We start from the raw sequence: 20,972 nt of genomic DNA on the forward strand, positions 1-20,972 counted from the left end.
CCCGTCGGCAGACTGCTTTTCCCTGCATGACGGGAGTGACGGAGATGAGTGCTGGAACCGAAGGTGCCGCGGAGATCGGGGCCGGCGCGCGTCGCCGCCTGCCGCTGAAGAAGCTGCTGATGGGCGCGATCCTTATTGCCGCGCTGGCTGGCGGCGGCCTCTATGGCAAGGAATGGTGGCAGACCGGGCGCTTCCTTGAAGAGACGGACGATGCCTATGTCGGCGCGGACGTGACGGTGATCGCCCCGCGCATCGCCGGCTTTATCGATCAGGTGCTGGTAACGGATAACCAGCATGTGCGTGCCGGCGACCTGCTGGTGCGGCTTGACGGGCGTGACCTTGCTGCGGCGCTGGCCAAGGCCGATGCTGCGGTGGAAGCTGCGGAAGCCGCGCTCGGCAATCTCGACGCCAGCTACCGGTTGCAGCAGTCGAGCATCGCCGAAACCGAGGCCGCGCAGGTCGCAACCCAGGCCGAAACCGCCAGGGCGAAGCTGGACTATAGCCGCTACACCAGGCTTTCCGGCAGCCAGTATGTCTCCGACCAGCGCCTGCAGCAGGCGAGAGCCGACTACCAGAAGGCCGTGGCGGCGGAAGACAAGGCCGGCGCTACGGTCGAGGCCGCGAACCGCCAGCTTGCCGTGCTGGAAACCCGCCGCAAGCAACTGGCGGCCAGCCTCGATCAGGCGATTGCCGAACGCGATATCGCAAGGCTCAATCTTAGCTACACCGAGATCCGCGCGCCGGTAGACGGGGTGATCGGCAATCGTTCAGCCCGCGACGGCGCCTATGCCACCGCCGGCGCAGCGCTGCTGTCGGTCGTGCCCTCCGAGGGGCTGTGGATCGATGCCAATTTCAAGGAAAGCCAGCTGGCAGAGCTGAAACCGGGCCAGAAGGCCGAGATACGAGCCGATATCCTGCCGGGGCAGATCTTTACCGGGCATGTCGAGAGCGTGGCGCCGGCAACCGGCGCCGAGTTCAGCGTGCTGCCGCCGGAAAACGCCACCGGCAACTTCACCAAGATCGTGCAGCGCGTGCCGGTGCGCATCCGGCTGGAAGGGGCGGCCGCAAGGCTCGGTGCCCTGCGCCCCGGCCTGTCGGTCACAGCAGAGGTGGATGTGCGCGGCGGCGATAGTGCCCCGCTGGCAGGCTCGTTCGAGCCGGCGACCAATGTTGCCGAGGCGACGCTCGGCAAGAGCGCGGAGCAGCTGCCATGAGCACGCCCGCTTCCGCCACTGCCGCTCCTGCGACGGCTTCCCCAGCCGCTGAGCTGGCGGCGGGCAGCACGGCGACCCTTACCGAAGGGCAGAAGATCTTCGCCTTCGCGGTGATGTGCGTCGGGTTCTTTATCGCGCTGCTGGATATCCAGATCGTCTCTGCCTCGCTGCGCGATATCGGCGGCGGGCTTTCGGCCAGCCAGGATGAGGTTGCCTGGGTGCAGACAAGTTATCTCATCGCCGAGATCATCGTCATTCCGCTCTCTGGCTTTCTGGCCCGGATCATGTCCACGCGCTGGCTCTTCTGTGTCTCTGCGGCCGGCTTCACCATCACCAGCCTGATGTGCGGCTGGGCGTGGGACATCAACAGCATGATCGCCTTTCGCGCCGCGCAGGGCTTCCTTGGCGGCTCGATGATCCCGACCGTCTTCACCACGGCCTTCGCCTTCTTTCCGGGCCGCAAGGTGGTGGTGGCTGCGGCAACCATCGGAGCGCTGGCTTCTCTCGCCCCCACGCTGGGACCAACCGTGGGCGGCTGGATTACCGACCATTATTCCTGGCACTGGCTGTTCTTCGTCAATCTGGTGCCCGGCCTCTTCGTCGCCGTCGTCGTGCCGCTGCTGGTCAGGATCGACAAGCCCGACCTGTCGCTGATTGCCAAGGCCGACTATCTCGGCATCGTGCTGATGACGCTCTTTCTCGGCTGCCTTGAATATACGCTGGAGGAAGGGCCGCGTTATGGCTGGATGGATGACCATGTCATCCGCTCCACCGCCTGGATTGCCGGGCTTTCCGGCATCGGCTTCGTGCTGCGCACACTGACGGCAAAGAACCCCATCGTCGACCTGACTGCACTTGGCAGCCGCAACTTCGCGCTTGGCTGCTTTTTCTCCTTCATGTCCGGTGTCGGCATCTTTTCAACCATCTATCTGACGCCCCTCTTTCTTGGCCGCGTGCGGGGTTTCAGCGCGCTGGAGATCGGCCTTGCCGTCTTCTCGACCGGCATCTTCCAGGTGGCGGCAATCCCGGTCTACGCCATCGCCTCGCGCAAGATCGACCTGCGCTGGCTCATGATGTTCGGCCTCGGCCTTTTCGGGCTCAGCATGTTCTTCTTCACCCCCATCACCCATGAATGGGGCTGGAAGGAGCTGCTTCTGCCGCAGGCGCTGCGCGGTTTTTCCCAGCAATTCGCCGTTGCTCCGGCGGTAACGCTGACGCTCGGCGGGCTGACGCCCACCAAGCTGAAGCTGGCTTCCGGCCTCTTCAACCTCATGCGCAATCTGGGCGGCGCCATCGGCATTGCCGCCTGCGGCACCATTCTTAATGACCGCACCAACCTGCATTTCCTGCGGCTTGCCGAAAACCTGACCCCCGCCAATCCGGCAATGAAGGCCTGGCTCGCCAAGGTGGCGGCCCACGGCAGCGCCTATTATGGCGATGTGGTGCAGGGCAGGGAGGTTGCGATCCATCAGCTGCGGGCACTCGCCTTCCGCGAGGCGCAGGTGCTGACCTATGGCGATGCCTTCGTGGCGCTGATGCTGTGCTTCATCCTGGCCACCGCCATGGTGCCGCTGATGCGCAAGGTTGCCCCGCCCAAAGGCCCGTCGGCGGACGCGCACTGAAGCGCCGCTGCTCATGCGGATAGGCCGGGCTCTCGAGGCTTGCCCGGCCGCCGCACTTCATCCTATGCATCCTTTTGTAATCAAACGGATGCAGTCCATCGCGCGGCTGCCTGTGTGCGTAGGGGATCGGGATGAAGAGCCTTACCGTCCGGATGCGGATCATCGCCAGTTTTGCGGTGATCGTGGCCATCCTATTGCTGGTTGCGGGCACGGCGGCCCTGCGGATGGCCAAGGTTTCCGACGATGCTGAAAGCATCGCCCGGCAGGCCGTTCCCGGCATCCTCAATGCCGCCGCCATCCGCTCGGTCTGGGTCGATCACATGCTGACAACCCGGGCAACGATGACCGATCTTGTGGACAGTGACGGCCAGTTCGCTGCAGACGCCGGTGCGGTGCAAGGCCAGTTCGAGGCGCTGAACCGCCGGCTGGACGAGGCCGTGACCGGTTATCAGGGCACCATTGCCCAGACGGACGACCACAAGCTGGCGGAAGCCTTTATCAAGGGGCGGGATCATTATCTGGCCCTGCACGGCCAATGGCTGGCCTTGCTCGCGCAATCTGCGCCCAGGGATGAAATCCGCAAGTTCGTCGCCACGCAGCTGCTGCCGGCCTGGACGGAAGGGCGCGCCCAGCTGGACCAGCTGATGGTCTATAATCAGGGTGTCTCTGCTCGCGCCACGCAGGAAATCAGCGATGCGGCGAGAATGACCAGCATCATTCTCGTCATTGCCGTGCTGCTGGCGGCAATCATCGCCATCCTCAGCGGCTATCTGTTGTTGCAGGCGATGACAAAGCCCATCGCAGGCATCGTGCGCTCGCTCGGCATCATGGCCGGCGGCGATCTGTCGGTCCGTCTCGACCTGCAGCGCACTGACGAATTCAACGCCATCGAGCTGGGCTTCAACAGCATGGTCGATGAGCTGCGGGGGCTGGTGAGCCAGGCTCAGCGCTCCGCCGTGCAGATGACGACTTCCGTTACCGAAATCGCCGCCTCTTCCAAGCAGCAGCAGAGCACCGCGTCCGAAACGGCGGCGACGACGATGGAAATCGGCGCCACCTCGCGGGAAATCGCGGCAACAGCGCGCGATCTGGTGCGCACCATGGGCGAAGTCTCCGGCACGGCCGAGCAGACCTCGGTGCTCGCCGGCTCCGGCCAGCTCGGCCTCTCGCGCATGGAAGAGGTGATGCATCAGGTGATGGGCGCCGCCGAGGTGGTGAACAGCAAGCTTGCCGTGCTCAATGAAAAGGCCGGCAATATCACCCAGATGGTGACCACCATCGTCAAGGTGTCGGACCAGACCAACCTTCTGTCGCTGAATGCCGCCATCGAGGCGGAAAAGGCCGGTGAATACGGGCGCGGCTTTGCCGTCGTCGCCTCGGAAGTGCGCCGCCTTGCCGACCAGACGGCCGTTGCGACCTATGACATCGACCTGATGGTGCGGGACATTCAGTCCGCCGTCTCCGCCGGCGTGATGGGCATGGACAAGTTCTCCGAGGAAGTGCGCCGCGGCCTTGCCGAAATGGGTCAGGTCGGAAGCCAGCTCTCCCAGATCATCCAGCAGGTCCAGGCTCTCGCACCTCGGGTGCTGACGGTCAATGAAGGCATGCAGGCCCAGGCCGCGGGCGCCGAGCAGATCAATGAAGCCTTGAGCCAGCTGGGTGAAGCGAGTTCCCAGACGGCGGAATCGCTGCGTCAGGCCAGCCTTGCGATCGAGGAACTCAACCAGGTGGCGACCGGGCTCAGAACCGGCGTCAGCCGCTTCAAGGTCTGAGGAGCCACGGCAATGCTCGCGGGCGGGCAGGCGCGACACGACGGCGAAGGCCGGCTCTACCTGCTGTTTCAGCTAGGGGCGGACCGCTATGCGCTCGACAGCCGCGCGATAAGCGAGGTGCTGCCGCGCCGGACCTTGAAGCGTCTGCCGGAGGCACCGGCCTGGGTCGCCGGCGTTCTTGAGCATCGCGGCGGGCTGGTGCCAGTGATCGATCTTGCCGCCCGGGTATCGGGCAACGCCGCCCGTCAGCAGACCAGCACCCGGCTGGTCATCGTGCAGTATCCGGTGACAGCGCAGCCGCAGGATTATCGCCTGCTCGGCTTGCTTCTGGAACGGGCGACCGAGACGAAGTGGTTGCCGGATGCGGGGTTTGAAGCCTATGGACTCGACCGGGGAAGCGCCGATTATCTGGGCCCGATCCAGAAGGACGACCAGTTGATCCAGCGGGTGGAAGTGGCAGGGCTGCTTCCCGACGATGTGCGTGCAATGTTGTTCGCGCCCTCCGATCCCGGGGGCGCTGCCGCATGAGCGCCCGTATCGAACAATTTCTTAAAGACCGGATCGGCCTTGATGCCGCCTCCATCGGCCCTTCGGTAATCGGCGCGGCCGTGCGCCAGCGTATCACCGCTACAGGAAGCGACGGCGCGGCCGGCTATTGGGACAGGCTCTCGACCTCCACCACCGAGCAACAGGCGCTGATCGAGGCGGTGGTGGTGCCGGAGACCTGGTTCTTCCGCTATCCGGAATCCTTCCAGTTGCTTGCCCGCCTAGCCCTGTCGCGCGCTGCCACGCTGACCGCAGGGCGCAAACTGCGCCTCCTCAGCCTTCCGTGTTCCACGGGGGAGGAGCCCTATTCCATGGCCATGGCGCTGCTGGATGCCGGCGTGCCGGCCACCAGCTTCGAGATCGATGCCCTCGATATCAGTGCCCGTGTGCTTGAGGTGGCGCAGAAAGGCGTGTTCCGCGCCAACTCTTTTCGCGCCGACGATCTGACCTTCCGCGCCCGGTATTTTACCGGGGGTGAGGACGGCTTTCTGCTGAACAGCGCGGTGCGCGCACAGGTGCGGTTCCGCACGGCCAATCTGCTGGAGGCCGCCCCGGCTGCCGATCACAGCTATGATTTCATCTTCTGCCGTAACCTGCTGATCTATTTCGATCTTGAAACCCAGCTTGCTGCTCTGGCGCGGCTGGAGCGCCTATTGCATCCGCAAGGCATCCTGTTTGCGGGCCCGGCCGAAGCTTCCCTGCTGACCGGCAACGGGCTGAAGCCGCTTGGGGAACCCCGAACCTTCGCCTTTGCGGCCCGTGAGGCCAGCAACGAGATGGCGACCCGCCGCGAACCCAAGGCGCCTCCACCCGTGCGCAGCCCGCTTCCGGCAGCGCCGGCCCGTACTGCCTTTGCCGGGGTAAAACCGGCCTTCGCGCAGGCCGCCCGGCCGGCACAGCCCAAAGCTGAGGCATCTGATCCTGCCGCTGCCGAAATGCTTCAGGCAATCTCCCGGCACGCCGATAGAGGCGAGCGGGATGCCGCGCTGGCGCTCTGCGAGGGCTATCTGCAGAAATTTGGCCCGGCGGCGGACATTTTCTGCTGGCTCGGCCTGCTGAATGACGCTGCCGGCCAGGTAAGGGCGGCAGAGGGATATTACCGCAAGGCGCTTTATCTGGAGCCGCAGCACGCCGAAGCGAAGGCACACATGGCAGCGCTCAGGGCCTTTCATAATCCGGCCTCCGGCGGAGGCAGGCGATGACAGCCGGCCTGAACAACCCGCTCGAAGCAGCCGTGGATGATTGCTGGAACCGCATTGGCATTCGCGGCGACCGTAGCTGCGAAAAGCTGACCGAGCACATCCACTGCCGCAATTGCCCGGTCCATGCCGAAGCGGCTGTGCTGATGCTCGACCGCTACAGTGCCGGCACCGATACCGGTTTTGAAGAAAGGGCGGCGCCGGAAGGCGATACCGGCCCCCGCCAGCCGACGCTCATCTTCCGCATCGGGGACGAGTGGCTGGGGCTGGCAACAACCTTCCTGCTGGAAGTCTCTCCGGTGGCACCGATCCATACGTTGCCGCATCAGCGCTCGCGCAGCCTGATGGGCCTCACCAATGTGCGCGGCACCCTTGCGGCCTGCCTGTCCCTGCCCGAGCTGCTCGGCATTGCAGGCGCCGGCGGCAGTCCGGCAGCGACGGGGCGCAGGGTCGTGCCGCTGATGCTGATCCTCTCGGCGCCGGGCGGCCCGCTGGTTACGCCGGTTGAAGAGGTCGCCGGCATCGACGCCATCCCGCTCGCCACCATCGTGGAGCCGGCAGGCGGCGCCGAGGTCGGGGCACCCTCCTTTACGCGCGGTGTCCTGCAATGGCAGGGGCGGTCGGTAACGCTGCTGGACGGCGACACGCTGATGGCCGCCATGACCAGGAGCCTCGCGTGAACCCGGACGATATGCGCGATGCCTCGATGCTCGAGCTCTTCCGCATGGAGGCGGAAGCGCAATGTGCCGTTCTCAATAGCGGGCTGATCGAGCTTGAGCGCATGGCAAGCGATGCCGGCGCGCTGGAAGCCTGCATGCGCGCTGCCCACTCCCTGAAGGGCGCGGCCCGCATCATCGACCTTGAGCCGGCGGTGCATGTTGCCCACGCCATGGAAGATCTGCTGGTGGCCGCTCAGGAAGGGCGGCTCGCCTTGTCCACCCCGCATATCGATGTGCTGCTGCAAGGCGCCGATATGCTGCTGCGCCTTGGCAGCGACGCCGGAGCGGACAGCCTTGCGGCAGCGGGCGCATTGACGGAGAGGCTGAAGGCCCTGCTGGCAGGAGAGGCTGTCATTGCACAGGTGTCCGCCTCTGGCCCGGCGCCAACGGTAGCAGCAGCTCCTGCGGCGGACCGGGCACCAGCCGAACCGGCCGGCGCCAAGCTCCTGCGGGTCTCGACGGAAAATCTCGACCATCTGCTGGATATTTCCGCCAAATCCCTTGTCGAGTTCCAGCGGGTCAAGGCACTGCGAACAGCGCTTGACCGGATCAAGCAAGGGCAGAAGGACGTGGCCCGCGTCTTTGCGGCCCTGCGCGAGACCACCAGCCTTAACGATCTCGCCCCCCAGGCCCGTGCCCTTATCGAGGAGCTACAGCGGCTGCTCGCCGCCGGGCAGCAGGATATGCAGACGCATATTGAGGCCTTTGACGATTTTGCCTGGGCCGGAGAGCGGCGCGGCAAGCAGCTTTACGATGCGGCGCTCGGCTCGCGCATGCGACCCTTTTCGGAAATCACCGCCGGCTGGCAGCGCATGGTACGCGACCTCGGGCAGGAACTGGGCAAGAGGGTGCGGCTGGAGATCGTTGGCGGCTCCACCCAGGTAGACCGGGATGTGCTGGAGCGGCTGGATGCACCGCTGCTGCATCTGCTGCGCAACGCCGTTGATCACGGGATCGAAGCACCGGAAGAGCGCCGCCGGCGCGGCAAGGCAGAGGAGGGGCGCCTGCTCCTCACCGCCCGCCATCATGCCGGCATGCTGGTGCTTGAACTGGCGGATGACGGCGCCGGCGTCGATCTGGAAAGGCTGCGCGGCCTTGTTGTCGAGCGCGGTTACGCGCGGGCTGAAACTGCCGCCTTGATGGAAGAGGAAGAGCTGCTGGCTTTCCTTTTCCTGCCCGGCTTCAGCATGCGGGGAGAGGTAACAGCCATCTCCGGCCGCGGTGTCGGACTGGATGCCGTACAGCATGACCTGCGCCAGCTGCGCGGCGGGCTACATATGACCCATGAACCGGGGCTCGGCAGCCAGTTTCATCTGGAAGTCCCGCTCACCCTCTCCGTGATCCGCAGCCTGCTGGTTGAGATTGGCGGCGAGGCCTATGCCTTCCCGCTGACTCATATTGACCGCATGATCCGCCTGCAACCTGACGGGATCGTGCAGCTCGAGGGCCGGCAGCATTTCTGGCACGAGGGCAAACATGTCGGCCTTGTGCTGGCAAGCCAGTTGCTGCAGCGCCCGGCCGGTGAAGTGGATGCCGCAGGCATTCCGGTGGTGCTCGTCGGAGACAGGCAGACGACTTATGGCCTCGCCGTCGATCGTTTCCTCGGCGAGCGCAATCTGGTGGTGCTGCCGCTCGACCCGCGCCTTGGCAAGATACGGGATGTTTCTGCCGGCGCGTTGCTCGAGGACGGCCGGCCGGCGCTTATCCTCGATGTGGAGGATCTGCTGGGCACCGTTGGACGCCTGCTCGGTTCCGGCACGCTGGAGCGGGTTGGCGGGCAGGGGCGTTCTGACAATGCCGTTGCCCGCAAGCGGGTGCTGGTGGTCGACGATTCCCTGACGGTGCGTGAGCTGGAACGCAAGTTGCTGGCAGGGCGGGGCTATGACGTGGCTGTAGCCGTCGATGGCATCGATGGCTGGAACGCCCTCAAGGCCGAGCAGTTCGATCTGCTGATCACCGATATCGATATGCCGCGCATGGACGGCATCGAGCTGGTTACCCGGGTACGTGGAAATAGCCGACTGCAGTCTCTGCCTGTAATGGTAGTGTCCTACAAGGACCGCGAGCAGGACCGCCAGCGCGGGCTGGAGGCAGGCGCCGACTACTATCTCGCCAAGGCCAGCTTCCATGACGAGACCCTGCTGGACGCAGTCCATGGTTTGATCGGGCCTGCGCTTGGATGAAGATCGGTATCGTCAATGATATGCCGTTGGCCGTCGCGGCCCTGCGCCGGGCACTGGCCGCCGAGCCGGCCCACAGTGTGGTCTGGGAGGCTGCCAACGGCGTCGAAGCGGTGAGCCGCTGTGCGGCGGAAACGCCCGACCTGCTGCTGATGGATCTGCTGATGCCCGAGATGAACGGGGCAGAGGCTGTCCGCCGCATCATGACGGCTACCCCTTGCGCCATCCTGCTGGTTACCTCCGACATCGACCGCAACATGAACCACGTCTTCGAGGCGATGGGCCATGGCGCCATGGACGTGGTGCGCACGCCGGCCATCGGCCAGTCCGGCCGCGCCGATGTCGAGGCACTGCTTAACAAGATCAACAATATCGGCTGGCTTGTCGGCCAGGGCGTTCGCCGTAACAGGCCGGCCGGCGGCCAGCCCCGGCATGGCGCGAGGGCAGGGGCGCCACTGGTTGCTATCGGCGCATCTGCAGGGGGGCCCATGGCGCTGGAAAGCCTGCTCCGGCAACTGCCGGCGGATTTCGACGGCTCGGTTGCCATTGTCCAGCATGTCGACAGCGTTTTTGCCGCCGACATGGCTGCATGGCTCGGCACCACCTCGCCGCTTCCGGTGCGGGTCGCCAGGGAAGGCGACCGTCCCACCGCCGGCGAAGTGCTCCTTGCCGGAACCGGTGATCACCTGCGGGTCGAGCCTGGCAACACACTCGCCTATTCTTCTGCACCGCAAAATTACATCTATCGGCCATCGATAGATGTATTTTTCGACAGTATAGTAGAGAACTGGAGCGGAGATGCGTTCGGCGTGCTGCTGACCGGAATGGGACGGGACGGTGCCCTGGGCCTCAAACACATGCGTGAAAACGGCTTCCTGACCATCGCACAGGACCGTGAAAGCAGCGCGGTGTACGGCATGCCCAAGGCGGCGTTCGAGATTGGAGCTGCGACGGAGATATTGCCGTTGCAGCGAATTGCCCCCCGACTGGTCGAGGCGATTGCCTGAACCCTGCCTCATGCACCGACATGACAAGATGCGCTCGATCGGAAAGTAAAGGGCATGCAGGTGATGGAATTACCCGTCCAGCAGGTGGCAAAACAGGCGACAGGCCATGCTGCCGACAGCACCATTCTGGTGCTGCTGGTCGATGATCAGGTGATGGTATGCGAGGCGATCCGCCGGGCGCTTGCCAGTGAAGCCGATATAGAATTTCACTACTGCATCGATCCGGCAAAGGCGCTGGACCTGGTAGAACAGCTGCAGCCGACCGTGCTGCTGCAAGACCTTATCATGCCGGGCGTCGACGGGTTGCAGCTGGTGGCCCAATACCGCGCCAACCCGCAGCTCAGGGACCTGCCGATCCTCGTGCTCTCCAGCAAGGAAGACGCGAAGGTCAAGAGCGCTGCTTTCGCCGCCGGCGCCAATGACTATCTGGTAAAACTGCCCGACACCATCGAGCTTATTGCCCGTCTGCGCTACCACTCACGTTCGTACATCGCCCTGCAACAGCGCGACGAGGCGTTCAGGGCGCTGCGTGACAGTCAGCGCAAGCTGGTGGAAGCCAATCTCGAGCTTGAACGGCTCATGAAGTCGGACGGGCTGACCGGCCTCGCCAACCGCCGGCATTTTGACGAATATCTCGAGATGGAATGGCGCCGCTCGCAGCGCATGCAGGACGAGCTGTCACTGCTGCTGATCGATGTCGACTATTTCAAGGTTTATAATGACCGCTTCGGCCATGTCGCCGGCGACGACGTGCTGCGGCGTGTCGGGCGGGTGCTGCATGAAAATTGCGGCCGGGCACCGGATCTCGCCGCCCGTTATGGCGGCGAGGAATTTGCCATCATCCTGCCAGGGACCCCGCTTGACGGCGCAGAGCGGGTCGCGGCCCGCGTGCTGGAGAGCATTCAGGCCCTGGCCATCCCCCACAGCATGCCGCAAGAGGGCAGTGTGCTCAGCGTCAGCATCGGCGTTGCCACACTGCCGCCGGAGGGCGATAGCGGCCCGGTCCAGCTCATCGAGCAGGCTGACGGGGCGCTTTATGAAGCCAAACGGGCGGGCAGGGCGCGGGTAGTGGCCGGTTAAGGCGCCTTTGGCCAGCCAGGCTTGCTTGTCAGGATTTCCGGCGTGTGATCCAGTATCAGGCCGCTGGAGAAGGCAGCTTCACCCTTGAGTGATCTTCTCCCGGGACAAGGCGATAAAGCCGGTTGCGGACAAGCCTGGAGGAGGAGCGGCCGCAATGAACAACACGCGCAAACTTGCCCGGGCGCATGAGGCGCTCGGCATCAAGGCGGCCTCAATGGCGGCCAACCTGCCGACTTTCGAGCATATCGTGCCGGAGGCCGACGAAAGTTTTGTCTGGCGGGTCGATGATTATCCGTGGGAGCGCAATGTATGGAACTTCCATCCCGAGGTGGAAATCCACCTCATCTGCAATGCCTCCGGCATGGCCTTTGTCGGTGACTATATCGGGGAGTTCCAGCCCGGTTATCTGACCGTCGTCGGCCGCAATCTGCCGCATGACTGGGTCACGGCCACGCGGCCGGGCGAGATCATCAAGGGCCGGGACATCGTGCTTCAGTTTGATGCGGATCGCATTCTGGGGATTGCCGAAACCCTGCCGGAGCTGGGGCAACTGGAAGAGTTTTTCCTGCGGGCAGAGCGCGGCCTCATCTTCTCCGGCCAGACACTGGTGGAAGCGCGCCGCCTTGTGGAGGAAATGGGCACCGTCTCCGGCTTTTCCCGCTTTGCCCTCTTCATCCGGCTGCTGGCCCTGCTGAGCAGCACCGAGGAATATGAAATCCTCTCCTCGCCGGAATTCGCCCCCAAGCTGGATGCCGAGACGCTGGATACCCTGCAGCGCGCGCTCATCTATATTTTCGAGCACCTGGCCAGCGAGATACATCTTGCCGATGTCGCTGCACTCTCCGGCATGAGCGAGAGCGCCTTTTCACGGTTTTTCAAAAAGAACACCGGCAACAGCTTTACCGACCACGTCAACAAGCTGCGCATCTGGCAAGCCTGCAAGCTGCTGACGGAAAGCGACATGCCGATTACCGAGATCTGCTTTGAGGTCGGTTACCTCAACATTTCCAATTTCAATCGTACTTTCCTGCGCCACCATCGCATGACGCCCTCCGCCTACAGGCGCCTGGCAATTCACCGCCGACCGGTTCGCACCAGCCCGGAAAGCGCTTCCGATGCGCATGAAAGTATAGATCTGGCGCATAGCGCGCGCTAGTTCGCCGCAGCCAAACCTCCCTAGAATTGGCCCCGCGATTGGCTGGCAACGCCGGCCGCCGGAAAGGCCGCAGCGTGTCTGCATCAAAAGGCCCGCTGAAAAAACAGATAAAATAGGGAGGTCCAGTGATGAAAAGCGTAACAGCGCTCCTCTCGGGCGCCGCGTTGGTTTGCCTTGTCTCGGGCGCCATGCCCCTTGCAGCCTCTGCTGCTGAATGCTCCGGCACCATCAAGGTGCTGGCCCAGCCGCGTGACGGTCTGACCCTGCTCGACAAATATCGCGACGAATTTGCCAAGCTGAGCGGCGGGGCGAATTTCCAGATCGATTATCTCAATGAGAATGATCGCCGCGCCAAGACCAAGGCGGATGCGTCGACCATCGGCCGCTATAATGTGTATTATATTGACGAAGCCAACGTGGCGCTCTTCGCCTCGTCCGGCTGGGTGGCGCCGCTGCTCGACTATTATCCCAAGGACTATGATTACAACGATTTCGACCCCGGCCGCCGGGCGGTTGCGACCTATGACGGCAAGGTGTGGTTTGCCCCGCTGACCGGCGGCGGTGACCTGATGGTCTATCGCAAGGATCTGCTGGAAGCCGCCGGCATCCAGCCGCCGCGCACGCTCGATGACTATATCGCCGCGGTCAAGAAGCTGAACCAGCCGGACAAAGGCATCTATGGCACGGCACTGCGCGGCCAGCGCGGTTCGGGCGCCAATGTCTGGCGCTGGATGCCGTTCTTCAAGGGCTTCGGCGGCCAGTGGTTCGATGGCAATACGCCGGTCTTCGACAGCGATGCCGCCGTCAAGGCGACCGAGACCTATCTTGAGCTTTTCAAATATTCCGCTCCCGGCACCCAGACCGGCAGCTGGGACGAGGCGGTCGGCGCCTTCACCTCCGGTCAGGTGGCGATGCTGACGGAATCCACGCCGCTCGTCGGCATGGCGCTCGATCCCAAGCAGTCGCAGGTCTCCGACAAGATCGGTTACCTGCCGCCGCCCAGCCCGCTCACCGGCGGTGGATACGGCCATGGCCTCGCCATCGGCACCAAGGCCAACAAGGACGAGGTCTCGAAGCAATGCGCCGGCCTCTTCATCGCCTGGGCGACCTCAAAGGAGAATGAGCAGCGCCGCCTTGAGGAACATCAGTTCAGCGAGCTGAACCGCAGCAGCGTGTTTGCCAGCAAGAAGTTCGCCGAACTCTATGGCCCCGATCTCGGCCAGGCCCTGGCCGATACCGGCAAGGTCACGGCAGTCAATTTCTGGCAGAGCCCGCTGTGGCCGGAACTGGGCGACCGGTGGGGCATCATCCTTGAAGAGCTGGTGACGGGTACGCGCACCGACATCAAGGGCGGCCTCGACGAGCTCAATGACTTTGCCAAACAACTGGTCGCGCGCGGCCAATAACCTCTCCTCCTGACCTCGGAGCCCGGCAGGCTGCCTCAAGGAGCCTGCCGGGATTTTTCCGTCCAGGAAGGTGCCACCCGCCCGCGGGAGCATTCGCTAGTGAAACACAAGAGCACCCTGCCGGCCGTTTTCCTGTCGCCGGCGCTGCTGATCCTGGCCGTCCTGGCCCTGGTGCCAACGGTCTTTGCCGTCTTCATCTCGTTTCAGGACCGGGAGTTGAGCCGCCCGGACGGGCGTTTTGTTGGTCTCGACAATTATCTCGCCCTGTTCTCCGACCGGCGTTTCGTGAATGCCATCGGCGTTTCGCTGACCTGGGAAGTGTTGACCGTCGGCCTTACGCTGCTCGTCGCACTCCTCATCGGCATCCTGATGTTCGAATATGCCGGCCCGCGCTGGCGCAGTGCGCTGTCACTGATGTTTTTGACGCCGGTGATCCTGCCGCGTGTCTCCGCCGCCTTCGTGTGGAAATTCGCCTTTCACCCGCTCTACGGCATCATTACCTGGCCTTACAAGGCCATCACCGGCCAGCCGCTCGACCTGCTGTCGGACCCGGCAACCGCGCTCGGCACCGTCGCTCTCGTCGATATCTGGCAATGGGGGCTCTTCTTCGCGGTCATCGTGCTGAAGCTGCTGGAAACGCTGCCACCGCAGCCCTTCGAGGCCGCGCGGCTTGATCATGCGCGCACCTGGCAGGTCTATGCCTATGTCGCCATTCCCATGCTCAAGGCGCCGCTCATCTCGCTCGCCTTCGTCAAGATGGTGGAATCCCTGCGCGCCTTCGACCTCATCTATGTGATGACGCGCGGCGGGCCGGGCATCACCACCGAGACGCTCGACATGTATGCCTTCTCGCAAGGTTTCATTGAATCCGGACGCATCTCCTACGCCTCCGGCATGGCGGTCCTGATGATGATCGCCACCTCCATCGTCTTTACCGTGATCTGGAAGAGGACAAGGGCATGAGCGTGCGCCGCAAGGGCCGCTTCGTCGGCCGTTTCATCCTCGCGCTGGCCGCCTTCTCGGCAGTGTTTCCCTTCCTGTGGACGGCGCTCAACGCCTTCAAGAACCGGGTCGATATCGTCACCCCCACGCCGCTCTTCTTCTTCACCCCCACGCTCGACAATTTTGCCTATGTGCTGGGGCGGGGCAGCGTCTTCCAGGGGCTGACCAACTCGCTCGTCATTTCCGGCAGCGCAGTCGCCATCGGCGCCATTCTGGGTCTGCCGGCAGCCTATGCGCTGGCGCGTTATCCCGGAAAATGGGCCAAGGACATCCAGTTCTTCGTCCTCTCCCTGCGTTTCCTGCCGCCGGTAGCGGTCGCTATTCCGCTGATGGTCATCTGGCTGGAACTCGGCCTCTACGACACGCGCCTTTCCATGATCGTCACCTACACACTGCTGACGCTGGCGACGGTCATCTGGCTCAGCGTGCCGGCCTTCCAGCGTGTGCCGCGCGAGGTGGAGGAGGCGGCGCGGGTGGATGGATATGGCCCCTATGCCATCTTCTTCCGCATTGCACTGCCCATTGCCTCGCGCTCGCTCATCGGCGCCATCGCCTTCAGCTTCGTGCTGGTGTGGAACGAGTTTCTCATCGCACTGATGCTGACCACATCGGACGCCAAGACGCTGCCCATCGTCGCCTCCGAGCTGACCCAGCTTGGCCGCGACGTGCCCTGGGGCATCCTCAATGCCTCGGTCGTCCTGCTCTCCATTCCGCCGCTCCTGCTCATCGGCATCCTCAGCGGCATGCTCAACAGCGCGTTCCGGCGCAAGAATTGATGATACCGAAGGAAACCACCATGAAAGCCCTGGTGCTTGAAGAAAAAGGCGTGCTGTCGCTGCGGGATATCGATCTGCCGCAGGAAGTTGGCGCCGACGAAGTGAAGATCGCCATCCACACCGTCGGTATCTGTGGCAGCGACGTGCATTATTATACCCACGGCGCCATCGGCCCCTATGTGGTGCGCGCACCGATGGTGCTGGGGCACGAGGCCGCCGGCGTCATTACCGAGGTGGGCGCCAACGTGCTGGGCCTTGCCGTGGGCGACCGTGTCTGCATGGAGCCGGGCGTGCCGGACCTCTCGTCCCGCGCCAGCAAGCTTGGCATCTACAATGTCGACCCTGCGGTGCGCTTCTGGGCAACGCCGCCCATCCATGGCGTGCTTACCCCCACCGTCGTGCATCCGGCCGCCTTCACCTACAAGCTGCCGGACAGTGTGAGTTTTGCCGAAGGCGCGATGGTGGAGCCCTTCGCCATCGGCATGCAGGCCGCGGCGCGGGCGAAGATCACGCCGGGCGATGTGGCGGCTGTCAGCGGTTGCGGCCCCATCGGCATCATGGTGGCACTGGCCGCGCTCGCCGGCGGATGCGCCCGTGTCTACATCTCCGATTTCAGCGCCGAGAAGCTGGCGATTGCCGGCTCCTACCCCGGCATCATCCCGGTCAATATCGGCGAGAAAAACTTTGCCGAGGTGATCGCGGCGGAAACCGACGGTTGGGGCGCGGATATCGTCTTCGAGGCGAGCGGCAGCCCGAAGGCCTTCGACAGCATTTTCTCCCTCGTGCGGCCGGGCGGCACCATCGTGCTGGTGGGCCTGCCGGTGGAGCGTGTGGCCTTCGATGTGGCCGGTGCCATCTCCAAGGAAGTGCGCATCGAAACCGTATTCCGCTACGCCAACATTTTCGATCGGGCGCTGCAGCTGATTGCCTCAGGCAAGGTCGACCTCAAGCCGCTGATCGCCGACACCTACAGGTTCCGCGACAGTATCGAGGCGTTCAAGCGAGCGGCGGCGGCAAGGCCCGCCGACGTCAAGCTGCAGATCGTGATGGAAAGCGGGGAGTAAGCCCATGTCAGCCATCATCTGTTCCGGCGTCGACAAGGCCTATGGTTCGGTCAAGGTGATCGAGGATTTCAACCTTGCCGTCGCCGACCGGGAGTTCATCGTTTTCCTCGGGCCCTCCGGCTGCGGAAAATCCACGCTTTTGCGCATGATCGCCGGGCTTGAGGAGATCTCGGGCGGTGACGTCACCATCGGCGGCATCCGCGTCAACGATCTGGAGCCGCGCGAGCGCGGCGTGGCGATGGTGTTCCAGAATTATGCGCTCTATCCGCATATGACGATCCACGACAACATCGCCTTCGGCCTCAAACGCATGAAGGTGCCGGCAGCGGAGATTGCAGAGCGCATCCGCACCGTCGCCGCCACGCTGGGGCTGGAGCCCTATCTCGAGCGCAAGCCGGCCGCCCTTTCCGGCGGCCAGCAGCAGCGCGTGGCGATTGCCCGCGCCATGATCAAGACGCCGGAGGTCTTCCTCTTCGACGAGCCGCTCTCCAACCTCGACGCCAAGCTGCGCAACCACATGCGCGTCGAGATCGCGCGCCTGCACCAGAGCCTCAAGACCACCACCATCTATGTGACGCATGACCAGCTGGAAGCGATGACGCTGGCCGACCGCATCGTGCTGATGCGGGCCGGCGCCATCGAGCAGGTGGGTACGCCAGCCGAAATTTATGGCAAGCCGCGCACGCTGTTCGCCGCCGGTTTCATCGGCACGCCCAACATGAACTTTATCGACGTGACCATTGCCAAAGGCGATGGCGCCGGTGGCAACGGGGGCTGGGTGCTGGAGAGTGCCGGCGGACGCTTTACCATCGAAGGGGCGCGTTTTGCCCTGAAGCCGGGGGCGAAGGCCGTACTTGGTATCCGCCCGCCGGACCTGCGCGCCGTGGAACCCGGCAGCGCCGGCGCGAACCTGCTTGCCGGTACGGCAGATCTCGTGGAATTCCACGGCAATGATGCGCTGGTGAGTTTTCTCTTCGGCGGCATCGAGATCGGCGCGCAGGTCAAGGCCACCGTCTGCCCGAGGCCCGGGGAGGCGGTGTGTTTCGCCGCCGATGAAGCGCACATCCATCTCTTCGACAAGCAAAGCGGGCTGACGCTGGCGACAGACTGAGGCTCAATCACCGATCCGGGCGAGAAAATCGAGCGTGCGGCCGAGCAGCAGCCCCGCCGAGCCGGTGTCATAGTCGCCGGAGCCCGGATCGGCGAAGAGATGGCCGCTGCCGGGATAGATAAAGAGCCGGGTTGCCGCGACCACTGTCGCGGCATCGATGAGCTGGCGCGTGCGGTCCATATCCATCCAGGGATCAGCCTCCGCCGTGTGTATTTCCAGCGGCAGGCCGGGCGGCCAGCCGACGGAAAATTCGGCGGCCGGCTCGCCGCCATGGAAAAGCAGCACGCCCCGCGCGCCGGCCCTTGTCTGCGCCACCGCCTGCGCTGGCAGTGCGCCGAGAGAAAAACCGGCATAGACGATACCGGCCGGCAGGGCTTCGGCCGCCGCACGGCCGTGCCGGATGATCTCTCCAAAGCCGATGCTTTGCGCGAAAGCCACGCCTTCGCTGAGGTCGGCAAAGACCTGCCCTTCATAAAGATCGGGCGTTACCACCTCATGCCCGGCGCCGCGCAGGGCGTCCGCGAAGGCAAGAAAACCCGCCGTCCGGCCATGGGCGTGGTGGAAAAGCAGAATGGTCGTCATGGGCCTTTGTCTCCTGGCATTGGCAAAAATCGGGATACATCCCGCGGCAACCGGAGTTGCCTTTAAGGGTGGCCTGACCGGACCCACGCCGCATCAGAACCCGCATCGCGCCGATTTTGGTGAACCAGCCGCCTTTCAGGGGAGACACCACACCGCCATGCTGTCGTTGTTCGAGCTGATCGCCGCCCTTCTGGTTCTGACGGCCACCTTCGCCTGGCTCAATCACCGACTTCTGGGACTGCCGGCCAATATAGGCCTGCTCGTCATCGGCGTCGCCGTTTCGTTATTGCTGACGCTGACCGCGGCGCTGTTTCCCGGCCTTTCGATTGCAAAGATACTTTCCGCCGCCATTGCCCAGGTCGATCTCTATGAGACAGTGATGACCGGCATGCTTTCTTTCCTGCTGTTTGCCGGAGCGCTCAATGTCGATATCGGACAATTGCGTGACCGCGCGCCGGTAATCGGGGCGCTGGCCAGTTTTGGCACCATCCTGTCGACACTGCTCATGGGGGGCGGCCTATGGGGGCTGGCGAAGCTCTGCGGGGTTCCCCTTCCTTTCGACTGGGCGCTGGTGTTCGGCGCCATTGTCGCGCCGACCGACCCGATCGCCGTCCTGGCAACCCTGAAATCGGCGCGCATCCCCCGCCCGCTGGAGATGGATATCGCCGGAGAGGCGCTTTTTAACGACGGCGTGGCCATCGTTCTCTTCACTGTGTTGCTGCAATCTGCGGCCGCAAACAGCGCGCCGGGCCTTCTCGAGGGGGCCGGACTGTTGCTGCTTGAGGCCGGCGGCGGGGCTTTCCTGGGCCTTGCTGCCGGATATCTGGCGTACCGGGCAATGCGCGCGCTCGACGACTACTCCATTGAGGTGATGATCTCGCTGGCACTGGTGATGGGGGTCTACGCACTGGCCAGCCGTCTGCATATGAGCGGCCCGATTGCCGTGGTCGTCGCCGGTGTCATTATCGGCAACCACGGTGCCGATACGGCAATGAGCACCCTTACCCGGCGTTATGTCTTCGGTTTCTGGACGCTGGTGGATGACATTCTCAATGCACTTCTGTTTCTGCTCATCGGGCTTGAAGTGCTGGTGCTCAATTTCGTGCCCCGGCTGGGCTGGATCGCTCTTGGCGTGGTGCCGCTTGCCCTGGCAGTGCGCTTCATGGCGGTCAGCATTCCGGTCACTTTGCTCGACCGGTTTCGTCCGTTCGTCAAAGGAACCATTCCGGTCATGACCTGGGGCGGGGTGAGGGGCGGCATTTCCGTGGCACTCGCCTTGTCCCTGCCGGCCGGTGAAGCCCGTTTGCCCATTCTGGTGGCCACCTACTGCGTGGTGCTGTTCAGCGTCGTCGTTCAGGGACTGACCCTGTCGAAGGTGGTTGACCGCCGTGTGCCCCGCGAGGCCCGCGACTTGAGGCAACCCGAAGGACACGATCGCGCATCCCGTCGGCAATGACAGCCTCGCCGGAACCGGCGACGGACGGCAGCTGTTTCAGGGGCAGCACAAGGCTGATTTCCCGCACGATTGATACTGGAAGGCAAGGCAAGCGGTATGGCTGCAAGACATTCGGATTCCCGCAAGACGATCTATGCGGCACTGGCCGGCAATCTGCTGATCGCCATTACCAAATTCCTTGCGGCAGCGGTGACCGGCAGCGCGTCCATGCTGAGCGAAGGGGTGCATTCGCTGGTGGATACCAGCAATGAATTGCTATTGCTTTACGGGCTGCGCCGCGCCGCCTTGCCGCCCGACGACACCCATCCGCTCGGACATGGGCGCGAACTTTATTTCTGGAGCTTCATTGTCGCGGTCATGATCTTCGCCCTCGGTGCCGGCGTTTCCTTCTACGAGGGTGTCACCCACCTGCTGCGGCCCGAGCCGGTGAAGCACGTTCTTGCCAATTATGGCGTCCTGGCACTGTCCTTTCTGTTTGAAGGTTTCTCTTGGGTCATCGCCCTGCGGCGCTTTCGGGCACGCAAGGGCAAGCTCGGCTATTTTGCCGCCTTCCGCCAAAGCAAGGACCCGACCGATTTTACCGTACTGTTCGAGGATTCAGCGGCGCTTGTCGGCATCGTGATCGCCTTTGCCAGCATTGCCGCCGCCGACAGTTTCAATTTGCCGGCGCTGGATGGTGTCGGCTCGCTTGCCATCGGGCTCGTTCTGGCGATCACCGCCGGGTTTCTGGCTCGCGAAAGCAAGGACCTGCTGATCGGCGAGCAGGCGAGCCCCGTCCTTGCCCGGCAGATCGTCGCCGCCCTCGATGCGGATGCGGCGATCCAGCGCGTCAACGGCCTGATAACGGCGCATCTGGCCCCGGATCAGGTCATGGTGGCACTGAGTGCCGAATTTCATGACGAGGCAACGGCCCCGGTCATCGAACGCAGCATCGAGCGGCTTGAAGAGCGGCTGCGTGCCGATCATCCCGAAATCACCATGCTGTTCGTCAAGCCGCAGTCCGCCGACACCTGGCGCCGCCGGGCCGGGAAACCGGCGGATGCCCGAAGCTGATGCCGCTTCCGTCTGTATCCCGGCCCG

At 63.9% G+C, this 20,972-nt stretch carries 18 protein-coding genes; 17 read left to right on the plus strand and 1 reads right to left on the minus strand.

Annotated elements, in window-relative coordinates:
* Positions 1-44 precede the first annotated feature (44 nt).
* The 15 genes from QTL98_RS21775 (at position 45) to QTL98_RS21845 (ending at position 17,854) form a co-directional block, all read left to right on the plus strand.
* Positions 45-1,214, plus strand: a complete 1,170-nt coding sequence (locus QTL98_RS21775) for an HlyD family secretion protein (RefSeq protein WP_445682248.1) — start codon at positions 45-47, stop codon at positions 1,212-1,214.
* The gene (locus QTL98_RS21780; protein ID WP_445682249.1) at positions 1,211-2,836 is read left to right on the plus strand and encodes a DHA2 family efflux MFS transporter permease subunit; all 1,626 of its coding nucleotides are present in this window, start codon (positions 1,211-1,213) and stop codon (positions 2,834-2,836) included. Before QTL98_RS21775 ends, QTL98_RS21780 begins: the two co-directional genes overlap by 4 nt.
* A gap of 131 nt (positions 2,837-2,967) precedes the next feature.
* Positions 2,968-4,608: a methyl-accepting chemotaxis protein gene (locus QTL98_RS21785; RefSeq protein WP_445682250.1), complete on the plus strand. Its 1,641-nt coding sequence runs from the start codon at positions 2,968-2,970 to the stop codon at positions 4,606-4,608.
* Between the two features lie 12 nt (positions 4,609-4,620).
* Positions 4,621-5,136 carry a chemotaxis protein CheW gene (locus QTL98_RS21790; RefSeq protein WP_445682251.1) on the plus strand — a complete coding sequence of 172 codons (516 nt, stop codon included), beginning with the start codon at positions 4,621-4,623 and terminating at the stop codon, positions 5,134-5,136.
* A complete protein-coding gene (locus tag QTL98_RS21795) occupies positions 5,133-6,356 on the plus strand; it encodes a CheR family methyltransferase (protein WP_445682252.1) in 1,224 nt (407 codons plus the stop codon). Before QTL98_RS21790 ends, QTL98_RS21795 begins: the two co-directional genes overlap by 4 nt.
* On the plus strand, positions 6,353-7,033 hold the full coding sequence (locus tag QTL98_RS21800; protein ID WP_445682253.1) for a chemotaxis protein CheW: 681 nt from the start codon (positions 6,353-6,355) through the stop codon (positions 7,031-7,033). The genes QTL98_RS21795 and QTL98_RS21800 overlap by 4 nt, the downstream gene beginning before the upstream one ends.
* Positions 7,030-9,255: a hybrid sensor histidine kinase/response regulator gene (locus tag QTL98_RS21805; RefSeq protein WP_445682254.1), complete on the plus strand. Its 2,226-nt coding sequence runs from the start codon at positions 7,030-7,032 to the stop codon at positions 9,253-9,255. The genes QTL98_RS21800 and QTL98_RS21805 overlap by 4 nt, the downstream gene beginning before the upstream one ends.
* Complete coding sequence (locus QTL98_RS21810; protein ID WP_445682255.1) at positions 9,252-10,259, plus strand: chemotaxis response regulator protein-glutamate methylesterase; 1,008 nt, start codon at positions 9,252-9,254, stop codon at positions 10,257-10,259. Before QTL98_RS21805 ends, QTL98_RS21810 begins: the two co-directional genes overlap by 4 nt.
* Positions 10,260-10,322: 63 nt before the next feature.
* Positions 10,323-11,339: a diguanylate cyclase gene (locus QTL98_RS21815; protein WP_445682256.1), complete on the plus strand. Its 1,017-nt coding sequence runs from the start codon at positions 10,323-10,325 to the stop codon at positions 11,337-11,339.
* A 154-nt stretch (positions 11,340-11,493) separates the two neighbouring features.
* Positions 11,494-12,495: a helix-turn-helix domain-containing protein gene (locus QTL98_RS21820; RefSeq protein ID WP_445682257.1), complete on the plus strand. Its 1,002-nt coding sequence runs from the start codon at positions 11,494-11,496 to the stop codon at positions 12,493-12,495.
* A 128-nt stretch (positions 12,496-12,623) separates the two neighbouring features.
* Positions 12,624-13,901: an ABC transporter substrate-binding protein gene (locus QTL98_RS21825; RefSeq protein ID WP_445682258.1), complete on the plus strand. Its 1,278-nt coding sequence runs from the start codon at positions 12,624-12,626 to the stop codon at positions 13,899-13,901.
* Between the two features lie 99 nt (positions 13,902-14,000).
* Positions 14,001-14,864, plus strand: coding sequence for a carbohydrate ABC transporter permease (locus QTL98_RS21830; RefSeq protein WP_445682259.1), 864 nt, complete (start codon positions 14,001-14,003; stop codon positions 14,862-14,864).
* Positions 14,861-15,679 carry a carbohydrate ABC transporter permease gene (locus tag QTL98_RS21835; protein WP_445682260.1) on the plus strand — a complete coding sequence of 273 codons (819 nt, stop codon included), beginning with the start codon at positions 14,861-14,863 and terminating at the stop codon, positions 15,677-15,679. Before QTL98_RS21830 ends, QTL98_RS21835 begins: the two co-directional genes overlap by 4 nt.
* A gap of 20 nt (positions 15,680-15,699) precedes the next feature.
* The gene (locus QTL98_RS21840; RefSeq protein WP_445682261.1) at positions 15,700-16,743 is read left to right on the plus strand and encodes an NAD(P)-dependent alcohol dehydrogenase; all 1,044 of its coding nucleotides are present in this window, start codon (positions 15,700-15,702) and stop codon (positions 16,741-16,743) included.
* Between the two features lie 4 nt (positions 16,744-16,747).
* Positions 16,748-17,854 (plus strand): ABC transporter ATP-binding protein, encoded by a 1,107-nt coding sequence (locus QTL98_RS21845; protein ID WP_445682262.1) that lies wholly within the window; start codon positions 16,748-16,750, stop codon positions 17,852-17,854.
* Between the two features lie 3 nt (positions 17,855-17,857).
* Here the strand turns inward: QTL98_RS21845 and QTL98_RS21850 are convergent, their stop codons facing one another.
* A complete protein-coding gene (locus tag QTL98_RS21850; RefSeq protein ID WP_445682263.1) occupies positions 17,858-18,436 on the minus strand; it encodes a dienelactone hydrolase family protein in 579 nt (192 codons plus the stop codon).
* 157 nt (positions 18,437-18,593) lie between these two features.
* On the opposite strand from QTL98_RS21850, the gene QTL98_RS21855 reads away from it, so the two are divergent.
* On the plus strand, positions 18,594-19,892 hold the full coding sequence (locus QTL98_RS21855) for a cation:proton antiporter (protein WP_445682264.1): 1,299 nt from the start codon (positions 18,594-18,596) through the stop codon (positions 19,890-19,892).
* A gap of 96 nt (positions 19,893-19,988) precedes the next feature.
* Entirely contained in the window at positions 19,989-20,945 is a 957-nt protein-coding gene (locus QTL98_RS21860) for a cation diffusion facilitator family transporter (protein ID WP_445682265.1), read from the plus strand.
* Positions 20,946-20,972 lie beyond the last annotated feature (27 nt).

This window comes from Radicibacter daui (assembly GCA_030657355.1).
GTDB lineage: Bacteria > Pseudomonadota > Alphaproteobacteria > Radicibacterales > Radicibacteraceae > Radicibacter > Radicibacter daui.

Coding starts and splice junctions, on each gene's coding strand:
- QTL98_RS21775 (WP_445682248.1), top strand. CDS start 45: ATGAGTGCTGGAACCGAAGGTGCCGCGGAGATCGGGGCCGGCGCGCGT.
- QTL98_RS21780 (WP_445682249.1), top strand. CDS start 1,211: ATGAGCACGCCCGCTTCCGCCACTGCCGCTCCTGCGACGGCTTCCCCA.
- QTL98_RS21785 (WP_445682250.1), top strand. CDS start 2,968: ATGAAGAGCCTTACCGTCCGGATGCGGATCATCGCCAGTTTTGCGGTG.
- QTL98_RS21790 (WP_445682251.1), top strand. CDS start 4,621: ATGCTCGCGGGCGGGCAGGCGCGACACGACGGCGAAGGCCGGCTCTAC.
- QTL98_RS21795 (WP_445682252.1), top strand. CDS start 5,133: ATGAGCGCCCGTATCGAACAATTTCTTAAAGACCGGATCGGCCTTGAT.
- QTL98_RS21800 (WP_445682253.1), top strand. CDS start 6,353: ATGACAGCCGGCCTGAACAACCCGCTCGAAGCAGCCGTGGATGATTGC.
- QTL98_RS21810 (WP_445682255.1), top strand. CDS start 9,252: ATGAAGATCGGTATCGTCAATGATATGCCGTTGGCCGTCGCGGCCCTG.
- QTL98_RS21815 (WP_445682256.1), top strand. CDS start 10,323: ATGGAATTACCCGTCCAGCAGGTGGCAAAACAGGCGACAGGCCATGCT.
- QTL98_RS21820 (WP_445682257.1), top strand. CDS start 11,494: ATGAACAACACGCGCAAACTTGCCCGGGCGCATGAGGCGCTCGGCATC.
- QTL98_RS21825 (WP_445682258.1), top strand. CDS start 12,624: ATGAAAAGCGTAACAGCGCTCCTCTCGGGCGCCGCGTTGGTTTGCCTT.
- QTL98_RS21835 (WP_445682260.1), top strand. CDS start 14,861: ATGAGCGTGCGCCGCAAGGGCCGCTTCGTCGGCCGTTTCATCCTCGCG.
- QTL98_RS21840 (WP_445682261.1), top strand. CDS start 15,700: ATGAAAGCCCTGGTGCTTGAAGAAAAAGGCGTGCTGTCGCTGCGGGAT.
- QTL98_RS21845 (WP_445682262.1), top strand. CDS start 16,748: ATGTCAGCCATCATCTGTTCCGGCGTCGACAAGGCCTATGGTTCGGTC.
- QTL98_RS21850 (WP_445682263.1), bottom strand. CDS start 18,436: ATGACGACCATTCTGCTTTTCCACCACGCCCATGGCCGGACGGCGGGT.
- QTL98_RS21855 (WP_445682264.1), top strand. CDS start 18,594: ATGCTGTCGTTGTTCGAGCTGATCGCCGCCCTTCTGGTTCTGACGGCC.
- QTL98_RS21860 (WP_445682265.1), top strand. CDS start 19,989: ATGGCTGCAAGACATTCGGATTCCCGCAAGACGATCTATGCGGCACTG.